This window comes from Flavobacterium sp., assembly GCF_039916025.1.
Classification (GTDB): Bacteria; Bacteroidota; Bacteroidia; order Flavobacteriales; family Flavobacteriaceae; genus Flavobacterium.
Map to the genome: position 1 here is coordinate 15,590 of NZ_JBDSMB010000088.1, position 15,098 is coordinate 30,687.

Genomic DNA, 15,098 nt, shown 5'->3' on the forward strand with positions numbered 1-15,098 from the left:
AAATACCGAAAAACGCTATGACCATTGGAAACACTTAAAACAATTTTGTACTTTTCTATTTTTAGATATCCTCTTAAAATTGAAGAAATACACAGTTACACGAACTATCTAAATATTTCCGAAACAGAAAAAGAACTGCAGCACCTGATAGATGAAAAAATTCTTATCAAAGTAGATGAGTTTTATGTCTATGGCAGCGATTTAGATTCGGTTATCAAAAGACTAAGAGGAAATCTTCATGCCAAGAAAGCGCTTGTAAAAGCATATCAAAAATCTAAATTGATTGCTAAATTCCCTTATGTAGAAGCAGTTGGAATTTCGGGTTCGTTGTCAAAAGAATATTATGACAATGAAAGCGACATCGATTTTTTTGTGATTACAAAACCAAATAAATTGTGGATTTGCAGAACATTATTGATGCTTTACAAAAAGATATTCCTGCTTAATTCCCGAAAATATTTTTGTGTCAATTACTTCATTTCATCCAATCAAATGGAAATCGCAGAAAAAAACCGGTTTACTGCTACCGAATTGAAAACTCTGATTCCGATGCATGGTAAAGCTGTTTTTGAGCAATTTTATCAAAGCAACAAATGGGTAAATGATTATTTTTCGAAGTTTGAACCACAAATTGAAACTGTTTCCGATAAAAAAAAACCACTTTTTTCCCGTTCAATTGAATTCATTTGTGATACTAAAATAGGCCTTGTAACTGATTCTGTATTCAAGTTAATTACCTTAAAAAAATGGAAATCTAAATTTGATTACATGACTGAAGAAGATTTCAAAATCGCTCTAAAAACAACCAAAACAGTTTCAAAACATCATCCATCAAACTTTCAAAAAAAAGTTATCTTATCTTTGAATATAAAACTTGAAGAAGTTCAGTCAAAGTATAATTTAGTTTTACAAAGAGAACATGTCTAATATTCTTTTTTCGCATTCCTATTATTACAAACTTGACCCAAAACAATGGAAAAACAAAAACCCTTTTCCGCCTTTGGGAACCTTGTATGCAGCTTCTTTATTGCGAAAAAACGATTTTGATGTTTCCCTTTTTGACACTAACCTATTAAATTCTCCAAAATCAATTCAAGCTGTTTTACACAATACCAAACCAAATTACTTGGTGATTTTTGACGATGGATTTAATTATCTGACCAAAATGTGCCTGACGAATATGCGTAATGCTAGTTTTGAAATGATAAAATATGGCAAAAACCATAATGCTACAGTAATTATGTGCAGTTCAGATTCTACCGATCATTACTCAGACTATATTGAAAAAGGTGCTGATTTTATCCTTCAGGGCGAAGGTGAAATTACGCTTTTGGAACTTTTAAAATCACTTGAAGAAAACAAAAGCATTGATGATTTGCATGGCATTGTTTTCAGGAAAAATGATACTATTCAGGTCAATAAAAAAAGAGAAGTTCAGCAAATCTTAGATGAATTTCCATTACCTGCCTGGGATTTGGTTGATATGGAAAGTTATCGCAGGATTTGGAAACAAAGCGGAAAAAAATTCACTTTAAACATCGCTACAACACGTGGCTGTCCATATAAATGTAATTGGTGTGCCAAACCAATTTATGGCAATCGCTACAACGCACATTCACCAGAATATATTGTTCAGCAAATTGCATTTTTAAAAGCCAATTTTGGTGTGAATCGCTTTTGGATGTGTGACGATATTTTTGGCTTAAAGCCGAATTGGGTTCAGGAATTCAACACAAAATTAAAGGAGCAAAACCTAAAAATCGGCTATTATATTCAAAGCCGGGTTGATTTATTATTGAAAGAAGATACGATCGATTGCCTGGCTGAATCCGGTTTGGAAGAAGTTTGGGTTGGTGCCGAAAGTGCTTCGCAAAAAATCCTTGACGCAATGGATAAAGGCACAACCGTTGAACAGATTTATAAAGCAACGAAGATTTTGAAAGACAAAAAAATCAAAGTAGCGTTCTTTCTTCAGTTTGGTTATCTGACCGAAAATCAGGAAGACATTGCCAAAACGATTGCTATGGTCAAAGAACTGATGCCGGATAATATTGGCATTTCCGTTTCGTATCCTTTGCCTGGCACCAAGTTTTATGAAAAAGTAAAAGATGATTTAAAACTAAAATCGAACTGGACCGATTCCGATGATTTCGATATGATGTTTAACGGCACTTACAATTCCAATTATTATCGAAAATTACAACGCTTTGTGCATAAAGAATTCAGAAAACAACAAGGGTTTCAGAATTTGAAATTAGCAATTTCACATCCTTTGCATGTTTCTCTTCACAATTTAAAATCGATTGCAAAACTCGCTTACTACATTCCAAGTGCTTTTTTGGACACTATTTTTCTAAAAAAACTGCAGCATGGAAAATAATTTTGCTGAAAATATAAGTCCTGCGTTTTCTTCAATTTATGAGGAATATGAAACCCTGAGCAAAGAAAACTATTGCGATATTTACAGACGAAATACCATAAGAAAGCATGTTGAAACGTATTTAAATCCGAAAGACACCATACTTGAAATCAATGCCGGTAGCGGAATTGACGCGGTTTATTTTGCTAAAGCAGGCTATAACGTCCTGGCAACTGACATTGCCGATAGCGCAGGAATTTATATCAAGAACAAAATCAAAACTGAAGGATTAAAAAATCTAGAGTTTCAAAAATGCTCTTTTACAGATTTGAGTAGCATTGAAAACAAAAAGTTTAATCATATTTTTTCTAATTATGGCGGATTGAATTGCACCAATAATCTGGAAGAAATTTTTAGCCAGTTTAACGATTTACTGCATCCTAAAGGTTTTGTTTCCCTTGTCATTATGCCCAAATTTTATCCCTGGGAAATGGCAACTTTTTTGAAAGGAAACAAAAACGCATTCAGACGCTGGAAAAAAAATGGTGTTTTGGCAAATGTCAATAATCACTTGATTCCAACTTTTTATCATTCGCCAAAGCAAATAAAAAGAGCGATGGGCAATGATTTTAAAGCTGTTTCAATAAAAAATATCGGAACATTTTATCCTTCATTACATTATAATTCATTGCATAAACATCCAAAAACAATAAATTTTTTGATGCATTTAGATTCCTGGATCAATGGCAAATCAATAATCCCAAAAGGGATTGGAGATTATTTCATTATTACTTTTCAAAAAAACACGTAATATGAGCGTCATCTACTATAGCCAGCCCAATACTGCTTTTTCTGATTTATATATAAATGCCAGAAAAAAAGAAAACCGTTTTTATTCGGAAGAAGAAATTAAAAAGCTTCCTAACATACAAAAAGACCATCCGCATTATTCAGAATGGCAATTGCGGAAAAAGTCTTCAAATCGGTTTTTTAGTTATTTGAAAACCAAAAATAAACCTTTAGAAATTTTAGAAATTGGTTGTGGCAATGGTTGGTTTTCACATTTAATGAGTTCAGTTCAAGACACACAAATTACTGGTTTAGACATTACGATAGTAGAATTGGAGCAGGCTGCGAAAGTATTCAACAATGAAAATTTGAGTTTTGTTTATGCTGATTTGTTTCAAAAAACAGCACTTAACGACAAGAAGTTTGATATAATTGTATTCAACAGCAGTCTTCAGTATTTTGAAAACCTAAAGGAATTATTTAAAATGGTGAGTAACTTACTTTCGGAAAACGGTGAAATTCATATTATTGATTCGCCTTTTTATAAGGCTTCTGAAATTGAAAAGGCAAAAGAACGAACCCAAAACTATTATAAAGATCTAGGTTTTCCTGAAATGTCAAAAAACTATTTTCACCATAGATTAGAAAACCTGGGGAAACATAAAATTATGTATAATCCAGTTTCATTTTTAAATTATTTCAGAAAAGACAGCCCATTTTATTGGATTTTAATAACAAACAATTGAAAAACGAATCTAAATATTATTACTTTCTGACCTTACTCTATTTTGCAGTGAGTTATATTGGCATTTTACATCATGAACTTTGGCTTGATGAAGCACATCATTGGCTTTTGGCGCGAGACAGTAATTCTGTTTCAGAACTGATACAAAACACCCATATTGAAGGCCATTCATTGTTTTGGAGTTTCCTGCTTTATGGAATTACGCGTTTTACATCTGACCCATTTTGGATGCAGTTTTTGCATATTTTAATATCAAGTTCTGCCGTTTTTATATTTCTTAGAAAAGCGCCTTTCGATTGGATTTTTAAAACGCTTTTCATCTTTGGCTACTTCATGATTTTCGAATACAATCTGATTAGCCGGAATTATAGTTTGGGGATTTTGTTCCTGTTTTTGGCAGTCACTTTTTTTAAAAACCGGGAGCAGAAATTCACTTTGCTGTGTGTTTTTCTGGCAATAGCTTCAAATACGCATTTGATGTTCAGTGTAATTGCATTTGCTTTATTTTTGACGCTGGTGTTAGAGCAAATCCAAAACAAACAATTTTTTAAAAAGCAATATATTACAGGCTATTTCATTTTTGGATTGGGTTTGCTATTGATTTTTATCCAAATTCACGCAACGGATACTGATTGGCTTTTGAACCCAATTAGTAAACTTCCTTTTGAGAAAAGAATTGTTCAGGGTTTTGTTTCCTTTTTCAAAGGAATTGTCACGATTCCCGATTTCAGAACCATACATTTTTGGAATTCTAATCTGTTTGTAAAATTGAGTAAGCCAATAACTGCCATATTCGCATTGCTGATTTATTTTCTTCCATTACTGCTTTTCTTCAAAAACCGAAAAACACTTTTCTTTGTTTATATAGGATTGATTGGAACGCAGGTTTTCTTTTTTGTTACCCAAAGAGAAGCAATTCGTTTTCATGGAATGACTTATATTATCGTTATTGTTGCGTTATGGATTGAACATTATTATCATTCTGAAGATTATAAATTGAAGGATTTTTTGAATTCACTGAAACTAACGTTGTTAAAAAAACCTATTATTTACAGCATTTTAATAATTCACTTTTGCAGCGGAATCTATGCCTACTCTATAGATTATGTGTTTGATTTTTCATCTGCAAAGGAAACTATCAATTACGTCAAAAAAGAAAACAGTGCCAAAATTGAAATTATTACTGTCACTTGTGAAGGCACTATGTTAAGTGCTTATTTAGAGAAAAAAATCTTCTTTTTGTGCAACGGAAGTTTGCAAAGTTATTGCCATTGGGATTCTGGCTGCATTGCAAATGTTAAACAAGAAGAATGTGTTGCAATGCTGACGGATTATATGAGTACTCATAATAAAAATGTTTTTTTGGTTTCTTATTATGCACTAATAAAGGATCAAAATGCAAAGAGCTGGGTAAATTTAAACGACAAAATAAAAGTCCGATTTGTGAAAAAATTTGAGGCTAACATTGTCGACAAAGACGGTTATTACATTTTCGAAGTTTCAAAAATAACTGCTAATGCTCAATAACAAGAAAATAATCGTCGTTCTTCCTGCATACAATGCGGGCAAAACACTTCAAAAAACCTTTGAAGAAATTCCTTTTGATATTGTTGACGAAGTGATTTTAACGGACGATTTCAGCAATGATGAAACTATTGATGTCGCTAAAAAAATTGGAATCAAACACATCATTTCACACGATTCAAACAAAGGTTATGGCGCCAATCAGAAATCGTGTTACCAAAAAGCTTTTGAGCTCAACGCCGATATTATTGTGATGCTGCATCCCGATTATCAATATACGCCAAAGCTTATTCCGGCTATGTGTACTTTGGTTGCCACTGATTTGTATGATGTGGTTTTGGGTTCACGCATTTTGGGCAAAGGCGCTCTGAAAGGCGGAATGCCGTTTTATAAATATATTTCCAATCGGATTTTGACTTTCACTCAAAACATTTTGATGAACCAAAAACTATCCGAATATCATACTGGTTACCGATGTTTTGATGCTAAAATTTTGAAAAAAATTGCTTTTGAAAACAACTCTGATGATTTTATTTTCGACAATGAAATATTGGCACAATGCTGTTTTATCAAATCACGAATCGGTGAAATCTCCTGTCCGGCTAATTATTTTGAAGAAGCCAGTTCGATTAACCTTCAGCGAAGTATTGTTTATGGTTTAGGTGTTTTGAGAGTTTCTGTTTCTTATTTTTTGCAGAAAACAAAACTCGCTTCTTTTTCAATTTTTAAGAATTTATGAAAACGGTTCTTCTTAAATATTATGCTTTTCTTCCATTGCTTTTGCTTTGTGCATTTTATGTATACAAAGCTGTAGCTTTTCCGGTTCATGATTTTGCCAATTATTATTTCGGGAGTTATTTTTTAAGAGAACATGCTTTTACATCCAACACTTACTTTCCGTATTTATTCAACAAAGAAATTGTAGCGTTGGGTAGTCCTCCATTATTTGCCGGATTTGCACCCAACACGCCGTTTTTGGCGATGCTTTTTTATCCATTTAGCTTTATTTCGTTGGCAACTGCGAAACTGACATTCAATACAATCAGTGCCATTCTTTTTGTTATTAGCATTTATCGATTGGCACAATTTTATAAAATAAATTGGGTTTATTTAGTGTTGATTCCGTTTGTGTTTTTTGTACCAATAAGAAACGAATTGCTATTTGGGCAAGTCTATCTTTTAGTTTTTGTCTTATTGACCGAGTTTTGGTTGGCTCATGAAAAAGGCCAACAATTTAAAGCTGCTTTGTTTTTGTGTTTTGCCATTTTCCTGAAAGTCTTTCCGGTATTGTTGGTGCTGATTTTTCTGTGCAAAAAACAATTCAAGCCACTATTTTATATGCTGGGAATTAGTGTGTTGTTTTTTTGCCTTTCCCTATTATTTATTGATATTGATCTTTGGAAGTTTTATATAACGGATGTGCTGTCCAAAGCTTCAAACGGTGAAATTGCCACATCATATGTAGATAATTATCAATCTGCTTTTATGTTTTTAAAGCGGTTGTTGGTTTTTGATGCAAATGAAAATCCGGCAGGTTTGTTTAATTATCCAGGTTTGTTTTATGCTTTGATTATCGGTTTCAAAATTATGTTGATTGTGATTGGTTATTTTATTTCTAAGGCTAACAAGAATCAATTAACTGCTTTTAGTTTTTGGATTTTAGCCTGCATTTTAATTTCTCCTTACGGAAGCACTTATACTTTTATCTTAATGCTGTTCCCGTTTTTTGCTTTGCTGAAAAGTGAAATTTCAAAGGTTAAAAAAATTGCGTTTTGTGGCTTATTGCTTCTGGTTAACAATTTGCCTTTGTCTTTTTTTATGCAGGAAAGCTTTCCGATTTCTTATTTAAGATTGCTGTTTCTGATTTTGCTTTTTGGATTTTTCTTATTTGAATTTAAGCAAAACATAAATTGGAAATTCGCTAGCGTTATTACTGTTATCCCGATCGTTTTGCTTTTGGTTTTCAAAAAAAATGAAGCTATAAATTCAACGGCAGTTCTTGAAAAATCGCCACTTTTGATTTATGATTATAAAATAGAAAACAACCAACTAAGCTATTTTTATTGGAACGAAAAAGGAGAAAATAAAGATTCTATACCTTTTGAAAGTTACTCCTCAAGAACATTAGATATAAAGGATAATCAAGTAACTTACAAAATAGGAAAACTAACTTTTGATAAAAGTCACAAACAAAAACCAATGTTAGTTGATAACAAAACCGTCATTTATCTTTCGGATTATGGAAGAGGAATTGGTTTTTATACACTTCGGAAAATAGAATTACATTGAAAAATAAATCGCTAAAAAGGTTAGGGGTAATTACCAACAACACCATTCGACAGGTGTTGATTTCGCTATTTGGAATGGTGATTCCTTTTTTGGTGATTCACTTTTCATCCAAAGAAATTTGGGGTTCGTTTGTCGCTGTTTTTCTTTATAGCTTGCTTGCCCTACAATTTATAAGTTGGGGAAACAAAGAATACCAGCTTCGAAAATTCAGCGAAAATCCAGCGAAAATTGCGGTTGCTTTTTCTGAAAATTTAGTGACTCGTTTTCCGTTGGCGATTTTGTTTTCCATCATAAGCTTCTTTCTATTTCCGGTTTCATTTGGATTTTGGATAACGATTTGGCTGGTTGGACGCTATTGGAATCAATCGGTTGAAGCTTTGGTTTTGTACCAAAAAGAATTCAACAAATCGATTATTATTGAAGTGCTGAGCTTTATCGGTTTTGGGATTTGTTTTTATTATTTGAAATCTGAAATCAGTGTTTTTTCATTGTTGATTATTTATAGCACTTATCAGTTTTTAAAAGGATTGCTCTACATTTTTCTTTTCAAAAAGTTTCTTTTATTTCAAAAAGCTCCTTTCCAAATTGATTATTTTAAAACTTCTTTCTCATTCTTTTTATTATCCATTTTGGGATTCTTAGGTTCCAAAGTTGATGTTTATATTGTTGAACATTTTGGCAACAAAACTATCACTGCCGATTATCAAATCATCAATAGTCTGTTGGTTTTTGTAATGTCAATTACTGCTTTTATTTATTCGCCTTTCACTAAAATGATTTACAGAAATAATGAAGATGTTATTAAGAAAACCCAAAAAACCTTATCGTTATTTGGGTTGCTGATAGTTCCTTGCTCGTTGCTGGTCGTTCATTTCATAATAAAATTCTATTTGAAAACCACTTTTGATATCACGTTTTATCTAATTACATTTCTATATGTTTATCCTTCTTACGTTTATGGATTAGATATTGTAAATTTGTTTAAACAACACCAGGAAAAAGTAGTTGTTAAAAATCTTATTGTTGGAGTAATTATCAACTCTGTCCTGAGTTCGCTGTTTTTATATTTAGGATATGGAATTCCCGGAGCTTTGACAGGAAGCGCTATTGCCCAGATTATTCTTTTAATTTTATTCAAATCAAAAATCAACCGTGAAATCTAATAAAATCATCATATTCAATCCAAAAAGTGCTAGCAGCAAACATAGAATTCCGAATTCTATTTTGCAGGTTGGAGCTGCTGTCCATGGCAAATATGAATATGTTTTTGTAGATGGGAATCTGGAAAAAAACCCTTGGCAAACTATTGAAAATTATTTAAAAACCGGCGAATATAAATACTTTGGTTCTACAGTTATGCCTGGGCCACAACTTCGTCAGGCGATTCCGTTTACCAAAAAAATAAAACAACTATTTCCCGAAACCATTACTATTTGGGGCGGTTATTTTGCTGCCAATCAATACAAAGTTTCGTTGCAATCTGATGTTGTAGATTATGTCATCAATGGTCCGGGCGATACAGCTTTTCCATCTTTAATCGAAGCTTTGGAAAACGATAAAAAAGAAGAAATCTTCTTAATCAAAAACCTGATTTACAAAGACGAGAAAGGCGAAATCATCAAAACTGCCGTTGAAGCTTTACTCGACCAGGATACATTGCCTAAGTTTCCGTATGAGTATCTGAATTCGTTTTATCCGGTTAAGAATTATTTGGCCAAAACATTTATGGGTTATAAAACCCTGTCCTATCATTCGAGCATGGGTTGCCCGTTTTCATGTTCGTTTTGCGCCGTGGTTCCAATTTATAATGCCAAATGGAAAGGCATGTCGCCGGCAAGAATCTATGAAGATGTCAAATATTTCAAAGAGAAATACAACATTGACGCAGTCGAATTTCACGACAATAATTTCTTTACTTCCAAAAAACGTGTGCTTGAATTTTCGGAACTTATCATGAATGACAATATTAGTTATTGGGGCGAAGGCCGCATTGACACGATTAATATGTATAGCGATGACGAATTGAAACTGATGCGAAAAGCAGGTTGCAAAATGATTTTCCTTGGAGCTGAAACCGGAAACGACGCGGTTTTAAAACAAATGAATAAAGGAGGAACGCAAAGCGGACAAATGATTAAGGATTTTGTGCTGCGAATGAAAAACGCAGACATTATTCCTGAACTTTCATTTGTTCTTGGAATGCCTGCAAAAACTGAAAAAGAAGTGTATGATCAAATTCTGTGGGACATTAATTTCATCAAAGAAATCAAAGTCATCAACCCAAATGCAGAAATTATCATTTACCTTTTTAGTCCGGTGCCAACAGAAGGTTCTGAATTATACAAGCAGATTCTTGATGCCGGTTTTTCATTCCCGAAACATCTTGAAGATTGGATTTCGCCAAGCTGGGAAAACTTCGATTTGAGAAAAAATCCGCTGACGCCTTGGTTGAAACCCTATATGATTGACACGATTAAAAATTTTGAAACGGTTTTGAACGGCTATTATCCAACAGTTTCCGATTTTAGAATCCGGGGTTTTAAAAGAATAGTTTTGACAACCGTAGCAAGTTGGCGTTACAAAACCGGATTTTATCAGTTTCCTTATGAGATTAAAGCGCTTCACAAACTCTGGAAATATCGCCAGCCTGAGATTGAAGGCTTCTATTCCGAATGAGACAATTGCTGAAGAAAATAGCGCTTCCTTTTTTGAAACTTGGTTTACGATTGTATTATTGGAAACCGAGAACTTTTTGCTACGACAATATTTGCATCAAGGTGCATTCTGAAGTTTTTCCGCCGCATCTGACTTTTAGCACCAATATTCTTTTGGCTTTTGTCAATAAATTAGATTTACAAAACAAAAGTTTTTTAGAGCTTGGTTGCGGCAGCGGAATAATTTCACTTTTAGCGGCAAAAAAAGGCGCTGATGTTACAGCATCTGATGTTAATCAAATCGCGTTGGATTTTCTGGAAACCAATGCTTCGAAGAATAATCTGAAGTTAAAAATCATCAATTCTGATTTGTTTGACAATATTAAAAATCAAACTTTTGATTACATTATTATCAATCCGCCGTATTATCCAAAAACTCCAAAAAACATAAAAGAACATGCCTGGTATTGCGGAGAAAACTTCGACTATTTTGAAAGACTATTTGTTCAGTTACCAAATTATTTAGCCATAAGTAATTGTTATATGATTCTGTCACAGGATTGTGATATCGAAAAAATAAAAGCCATAGCATTAAGAAACGCTATGACTTTTGAAGTTGTTCTCGAAAATACAGCATTGGTTGAAACCAATTATATATTTAAAATAAAAATCGGTAAGTAGCTTTTAGCAAAAAGATATTTTCGGGCTTTCTCCCTAATATCTGTGAATCTAAACTGCGGAATAAATCGTCTTTTGGACTTCCTAAACCTGTTGTTCCCTGCGACCAAACCAAAAATATTTCTGATCCCGGAATATATTCCCAACGCAAAACTAAATTGGAACGAAACTGCACATAAGCAAAATCGGGATTGCCAATTTCATAATCTGTAGAACCATTCACATCTTCGTCAACTGAATAACTATCATTCACAGAATCAAAAGAGATTTGATTGTTATTAAAAACTTCTATTCTGTCGCCATAATAACCCGCAGTCGGATTTACAACCTTATTAAAATCTTTATATTTCCCTCTTGAGATAAATGGTTCGCCATAGTATTGAACTGTTAGGTTTGGATTGATATTATAATCCACTCTCACCGATGCGCTCAATGTTCTTTGATCGATATCAGCCATAATATACCTTGGAGTACTTCCAAAGCTGGCCTGGGTTACATATTGTGTTTTGCTTTTACTTATAGAATAAGTTGGATACATTGAGAACGTTAACGCATTCATAGGCTGGAAGGTAAATCCGGTGTTCAATTCTGCATACGAAAATGAATTGTTTTTGCCTTGAGTGTATACCATTCCGAATTCGCCGCGCAACTTTTTTCTTGAATCTGTAGAAATGTAGCATGAGTTATACAACTCCTCAGAATATCTAAATCTCGGTCCGCCCTGAAGAACCGTATTGGTGTACATTAAAGGTTTATAGATAACCTGATAATTCAGATACCAATTATTTTTGGTATTTGCATTCGAACTCAGGGAATATTGTGTTCTGTTATGATTTCCGTCAAAATCATAGGTTGTCATTTGCTCAAATCTGGTATTTATCCTTCTAAAAGCCCAAGTTGGTTTTAAAGTTTGATGTGTTAGTATCGCAAGTTGTTTTATATCGTCGGCTTGTCTTAAAAAACCAACGTCATTCAGTTCCAATTCTGGCGAACGCCAGGAAAAGAATCCGTAATAACGCCAATGCCCAACACTTTGTTTTCCAAACTCTAATCTACCGCCACTTCCTGTTAAAGAAGTTCTGTTTTCATCTACACTAACATGACCGGCATCAATCCTTTGAAACAAGTGGGTTAGTGAACGCTGCGTATTGGTAATGGCTTCCTTGCTTCCATTTACCTGACTTGCCACTATATTTCCGTTCAAATAATATTTTCTGTTTTTCCAGTTGTGACCGAAATCCAATCCTACAGTTTGGGCGGATTTGCGTAAATAATTTAGTTCATCACCTTCCAGATTTCTATTTGTTGAAGTAACAATTGCGCCAACAAAGCTGTTTCTGTTGTTAAAATCTTTCTGCGCTCGTGCGACAAAATAATTCGTCATCGGTTCAGCAATTTCTTCTCTTCTGTTGGTATTGTCATCAATGGTGGCAAATTCTTTATCAGTTAAGCTTTCCAAAACACCTATAGACCAGCCGTTTTTTGTTTTCCCGCTAAACTTCGCCGCGCCTAGAATTGTGGTGTTATCCGGAATATCAACATATTCTCCGCTGTTGGTACTTGGATAACCCTGTGGACTTCTTCCTATTCTTCTTGAATAAAACAGGTTGTCCTGTCCGTCTGCAAATTGGTAATTAAAGATATTTTTGTTTTCGACAAAAAAAGGTCTTCTTTCCTGAAAGAAAATCTGAAAACCATCCAATGCAATTGCAGCAGGATCGGCATCTACCTGACCAAAATCAGGATTGATGGTTAAGTCTAAAGTCAAATCATTGGTAACTCCAATTTTGGCATCCAAACCGCCATTTATTTTTCCATCCCTTCCATCTCTAAATGGATTTCCCGGTTCTTTGGGATATGTTTTCATTTGGGTAACTAAGAAAGGCTGAATTTCTAGTTGTTTTTGAGGTTCCAGATTAATCAATCCGCGTAGTTCTCCAAATTCGCTTACCCAACCACCGGCATCTTGTGGAATTCGCTGCCATGAAGAACGTTCTTCTGCTCTGAAAAATCTTCTTTGAACCTGTAATCCCCAAATTTGTTCTCGGTCATTTCCAAATTTTAATTGGCTTAGTGGAATTCTTAGTTCGGCAGTCCATCCTTCCTCATCTATATTGGTTTTTAAAACCCAGATTGGATTCCAGCTTCCATCCCAATTGTTTCCATTATCTGAAATGAACTCATCACCTTTTACACCTGAAACTGATGATGTAAATGAAAATCCGGTTCTTTTATCGTGATAACTATCGATGTTGATTTCTACCCAATCACCTTCGAATCCATCGCGACGGGAAAGTCTTTTTACAATTTTTTTTGGGTCTTTGTCATAACATCTAATCCCAAAGTAGAGATAGCTCTTGTCAAAAACTATCTTGAATTTGGTCTGCTCTGTTGGTGGCGTATTTTCGTCAGGTTCTCTTTCTATAAAATCAGTAGTCCATTCAACGATGTCCCAACCTTTATCGGTTAGTTTACCGTCAATTGCCGGCGCTTCTATAGCATCTAAAAATTTAGTGGTATAAACTCTTTTTTCTATTTGAGGCTTTTCCTGTGCCTGAATTGAAACAAAAGAGAAAGAGAGTAAAATAAACAGACTGATTTTTTTCGCTTCGCTCCAAACAGTTCGAGCTTCGCTCTCGGGTGATGATTTCATATTTATTGATGATGATTGCAGTAATAGTCATCACTTTTCAATATTTGTTACATCAATTATCGAACTTTTTAGAAAATTTTCTTCGTAGAATCTCTTTGGCGTAATTCTGTTTTAATTGTAGTGGTTGTAAACGTGAATGTTTCTTCAGTGCTTTCCAGCTTATCTATTAAAAGTTTTGCGGCCACTTCACCAATTTCCGGCCCGTGTTGGCTTACTGTTGACATGCTCGGCGTCATTCGGCGTGACCAAACTCCGTCGGCAAATCCGATTATTGATAAATCCTGTGGAATTTTGTATCCGTTCTGAATTCCGAGTTTCATAGCAGTTACTGAAGCGTGTTCATCAAGAGCAAAAACGCCATCTGGTTTGTTTTTTATAAAAAAACCACCAATTCTTGAATTAAACTCTTCATTGTCATTAGCCAAAAGAACGAGTTTTTCATCCACTTTCAATCCTTTTGCTTCAAGTGCTTTGTAAAAACCCTGTGCTCTATATTTTCCAACACTAAGATTATCAATTGCAGAAAGAAGCGCAATTTTTTTACAACCGGTTTTAAGTAAGTGCTCGGTCGCATTCATTGCTGATTCAAAATCGTCCACAATAACTTTATCACAATTCACTTCATCTGCAATTCGGTCAAACATCACGATTGGTATTCCTTCATTAATTATCGTAGTAAAATGATCGAATTTTTGCAGTTTTTGAGATTCTTCAGCAATTGAAAGTATAAAACCATCGATAGTTCCGTTGCTCAGCATTTCGAGCGCATTGATTTCTTTTTCGGAAGACTCATTGGAAATGCAGGTAATGACTTTATATCCTTTTTCGTCAGCTACTTTTTCAATGCCGCTAAAAACTTTGGCAAAAAAGGAATTCAATATATTAGGAATAATAACGCCAATAGTTTTGGTTCTTCGGTTTTTTAAATTTAGTCCAATAACATTGGGCTTGTAGTTTTTTAGTTTGGCATATTCCTGAACTCGTTGCTTAGTCGGTTCGCTTATTTCCGGGCTTCCATTCAATGCTTTGGAAACTGTAGAAACAGAAACTCCTAATTCTTTTGCAATTTGTTTTAATGTGGCTTTCGATCTCATTTTTGTTGTCTTAAAATGTAAAAATAGTGAAATTTATTCTGCAACATATTATAGAAGGATTAAAGTTGACCACAAAATAGACTAAATACTAAACTTTTTTATCCTATGATTCGATTCAATTTTGTTTGCTAAGTCCATTAATTAAAAGGATTTTACACAAAAAATTGCGTTTTGTAAAAATATTTAAAAAATGCTATTTGCTTTATTAATAAATAATTGTACTTTTGCACTCCCTTTATTGGGAATGGAATGTTTAATTAAAATAAAATTATGGACGCATTAAGCTACAAGACACAATCTGCAACCAAAGCCA

The 15,098-nt window shown here is 33.9% G+C and carries 12 protein-coding genes; 10 read left to right on the forward strand and 2 right to left on the reverse strand.

Going from position 1 to position 15,098, the window contains the following annotated elements; translation table 11 throughout:
• The first annotated feature begins 24 nt into the window (after positions 1–24).
• The 10 genes from ABIQ27_RS05930 to ABIQ27_RS05975 are packed head-to-tail and all read left to right on the forward strand — an operon-like array spanning position 25 to position 11,041.
• A complete protein-coding gene (locus ABIQ27_RS05930; RefSeq protein WP_348032859.1) occupies positions 25–927 on the forward strand; it encodes a nucleotidyltransferase domain-containing protein in 903 nt (300 codons plus the stop codon).
• Positions 920–2,380, forward strand: a complete 1,461-nt coding sequence (locus ABIQ27_RS05935; RefSeq protein ID WP_348032860.1) for a radical SAM protein — start codon at positions 920–922, stop codon at positions 2,378–2,380. Before ABIQ27_RS05930 ends, ABIQ27_RS05935 begins: the two co-directional genes overlap by 8 nt.
• Positions 2,370–3,170: a class I SAM-dependent methyltransferase gene (locus tag ABIQ27_RS05940; RefSeq protein WP_348032861.1), complete on the forward strand. Its 801-nt coding sequence runs from the start codon at positions 2,370–2,372 to the stop codon at positions 3,168–3,170. The genes ABIQ27_RS05935 and ABIQ27_RS05940 overlap by 11 nt, the downstream gene beginning before the upstream one ends.
• Position 3,171: 1 nt before the next feature.
• Positions 3,172–3,894: a methyltransferase domain-containing protein gene (locus tag ABIQ27_RS05945; RefSeq protein ID WP_348032862.1), complete on the forward strand. Its 723-nt coding sequence runs from the start codon at positions 3,172–3,174 to the stop codon at positions 3,892–3,894.
• Complete coding sequence (locus ABIQ27_RS05950) at positions 3,891–5,420, forward strand: hypothetical protein (RefSeq protein ID WP_348032863.1); 1,530 nt, start codon at positions 3,891–3,893, stop codon at positions 5,418–5,420. The genes ABIQ27_RS05945 and ABIQ27_RS05950 overlap by 4 nt, the downstream gene beginning before the upstream one ends.
• Positions 5,410–6,156 carry a glycosyltransferase family 2 protein gene (locus ABIQ27_RS05955; protein ID WP_348032864.1) on the forward strand — a complete coding sequence of 249 codons (747 nt, stop codon included), beginning with the start codon at positions 5,410–5,412 and terminating at the stop codon, positions 6,154–6,156. The genes ABIQ27_RS05950 and ABIQ27_RS05955 overlap by 11 nt, the downstream gene beginning before the upstream one ends.
• A complete protein-coding gene (locus ABIQ27_RS05960) occupies positions 6,153–7,706 on the forward strand; it encodes a glycosyltransferase family 87 protein (protein WP_348032865.1) in 1,554 nt (517 codons plus the stop codon). Before ABIQ27_RS05955 ends, ABIQ27_RS05960 begins: the two co-directional genes overlap by 4 nt.
• Positions 7,703–8,869, forward strand: a complete 1,167-nt coding sequence (locus ABIQ27_RS05965) for a hypothetical protein (protein WP_348032866.1) — start codon at positions 7,703–7,705, stop codon at positions 8,867–8,869. The genes ABIQ27_RS05960 and ABIQ27_RS05965 overlap by 4 nt, the downstream gene beginning before the upstream one ends.
• Entirely contained in the window at positions 8,859–10,382 is a 1,524-nt protein-coding gene (locus ABIQ27_RS05970) for a radical SAM protein (RefSeq protein ID WP_348032867.1), read from the forward strand. Before ABIQ27_RS05965 ends, ABIQ27_RS05970 begins: the two co-directional genes overlap by 11 nt.
• A complete protein-coding gene (locus ABIQ27_RS05975) occupies positions 10,379–11,041 on the forward strand; it encodes a methyltransferase (protein WP_348032868.1) in 663 nt (220 codons plus the stop codon). Before ABIQ27_RS05970 ends, ABIQ27_RS05975 begins: the two co-directional genes overlap by 4 nt.
• Here ABIQ27_RS05975 and ABIQ27_RS05980 read toward each other — a convergent pair.
• Both ABIQ27_RS05980 and ABIQ27_RS05985 read right to left on the reverse strand, forming a co-directional pair.
• Positions 11,019–13,691: a DUF5916 domain-containing protein gene (locus tag ABIQ27_RS05980; protein ID WP_348032869.1), complete on the reverse strand. Its 2,673-nt coding sequence runs from the start codon at positions 13,689–13,691 to the stop codon at positions 11,019–11,021. The genes ABIQ27_RS05975 and ABIQ27_RS05980 overlap by 23 nt on opposite strands.
• Before the next feature lie 68 nt (positions 13,692–13,759).
• Complete coding sequence (locus tag ABIQ27_RS05985) at positions 13,760–14,785, reverse strand: LacI family DNA-binding transcriptional regulator (RefSeq protein WP_348032870.1); 1,026 nt, start codon at positions 14,783–14,785, stop codon at positions 13,760–13,762.
• Between the last annotated feature and the right edge of the window lie 313 nt (positions 14,786–15,098).